We start from the raw sequence: 1669 nt of genomic DNA, 5'->3' as shown, positions 1-1669 counted from the left end.
CTCCCGAGGAGACCCCTCATGCACCACCCCGAAGCGCCCGCCTCCGAAGCGCCCGCCCCCGCAGCGCTCGACCCCGAGGCGCTCGTCGCCAGGCTCGGCGCCACCTTCGCCTCCGGCCGCACCCGGCCCCTGGCCTGGCGCGAGCAGCAGCTCACCCAGCTGCGCTCCCTGTTCACCGAGCACCGCGAGGACATCGCGGACGCCCTCTACGCCGACCTGCACAAGCCGCGCACCGAGGCCTACACCGCCGAAGTCGACTTCCCCGTACGGGAGATCGACCACACACTGGCCCATCTGGAGCAGTGGCTGAGCCCCCAGCCGCTCGCGTCCGGGGCGCTCGCGGGGCTTCCCGAGGGCTCGACCGCCGGTACGCAGTACGAACCGCTCGGCACCGTCCTGATCATCGCGCCGTGGAACTACCCCGTCCAGCTGCTGCTCGTCCCGCTGGTGGGCGCGCTCGCCGCGGGCAACACCGTCGTCCTGAAGCCCAGCGAAGTCACCCCGGCCACCTCCGAGTTGATCGCCCGGCTCATCCCCGAGTACCTGGACACGGACGCGGTCGCCGTCGTCGAGGGCGGCGTGCCGGAGACCACCGCGCTGCTCGCCCAGCGGTACGGCCACATCTTCTACACCGGCAACGGCGCCGTCGGCCGCATCGTGATGCGCGCCGCCGCCGAGCATCTCACCCCGGTCACCCTCGAACTGGGCGGCAAGTCACCGGTGTTCGTGGACCGTGACGTCGACGTGGCCGCCGTCGCGACACGCCTGGCCGAGGCCAAGTTCCGCAACGCGGGGCAGACGTGCGTCGCCCCCGACTACGTCCTCACCGACCCGGAGACCGCCCCCGCGCTCGCGAAGGAGCTGCGCACGGCCGTGGAGCGGGTGTTCGGCGCGGACCCCAAGTCCTCCCAGGCATACGGACGCATCGTCAACGAGCGGCACTTCGACCGGGTCTCGGCACTCCTCGGTTCCGGGACGACCGCGTTCGGCGGGCAGAGCGACCGCGACGACGTCTACATCGCGCCGACCGTGCTCACCGACGTGAAGCCCGACGAGCCGGTGATGCAGGAGGAGATCTTCGGTCCCGTACTGCCGATCGTGAACGTCGGAGGACTCGACGAGGCCATCGCGTTCATCAACGACCGCGACAAGCCGCTCGCCCTCTACGGCTTCACCGAGAACGACACGACGCGGCAGCGCCTGGCCGCGGAGACGTCATCGGGCGGCCTCGGCTTCGGCCTTCCGATGGCTCATCTGCGCGTCCCGGAGCTGCCGTTCGGCGGGGTCGGGGAGAGCGGCGTCGGCAACTACCACGGCCCGCACTCCATCGCCACGTTCAGCCACCGCAAGGCCCGCCTCGACGTGCCGCTGGGCTGACGTCCGCGAGACCGCCGGGCCCCGCGGCAGTTCTCAGGCTCCCGCCCTCGGCACCACGAGGCCCGACTCGTACGCCGCGACCACCGCCTGGGTGCGGTCCCGCAGCCCGAGTTTGCCGAGCACCCGGCTGACGTGGGTCTTCACGGTCTCCTCGCTGACGTGCAGCCGCCCGGCGATCTCCGGGTTGGACAGGCCCTCGGCGATCAGCCGCAGCACCTCGGTCTCGCGCGGGGTGAGCGCGTCCAGGCGGGCCACGGGCCCCGCGGGCGGGCCCGGCCTGAGGCGGGCGAAC

2 protein-coding genes are annotated in these 1669 nt (G+C 72.4%); one reads left to right on the top strand and one right to left on the bottom strand.

Features of this window, described 5'->3' with window-relative positions; genetic code table 11:
• Window positions 1-18: 18 nt before the first annotated feature.
• The gene (locus ACQKIP_RS46855; RefSeq protein WP_365862355.1) at window positions 19-1377 is read left to right on the top strand and encodes an aldehyde dehydrogenase family protein; all 1359 of its coding nucleotides are present in this window, start codon (window positions 19-21) and stop codon (window positions 1375-1377) included.
• 33 nt (window positions 1378-1410) lie between these two features.
• Here the strand turns inward: ACQKIP_RS46855 and ACQKIP_RS46850 are convergent.
• The coding region (locus tag ACQKIP_RS46850) for a response regulator transcription factor (protein ID WP_427745806.1) at window positions 1411-1669 on the bottom strand (259 nt) is incomplete at its 5' end.

Origin of the sequence: Streptomyces sp. NPDC059900 (genome assembly GCF_050270335.1) — a bacterium.
Classification (GTDB): Bacteria; Actinomycetota; Actinomycetes; order Streptomycetales; family Streptomycetaceae; genus Streptomyces.
The sequence above is the reverse complement of the archived record's forward strand: the minus strand, read 5'-3'. Positions and strand labels throughout refer to the sequence as shown.

Bases quoted from the DNA above. Each gene is read 5' to 3' on its own strand.
- ACQKIP_RS46855 (WP_365862355.1), top strand. From the start codon at position 19: ATGCACCACCCCGAAGCGCCCGCCTCCGAAGCGCCCGCCCCCGCAGCG.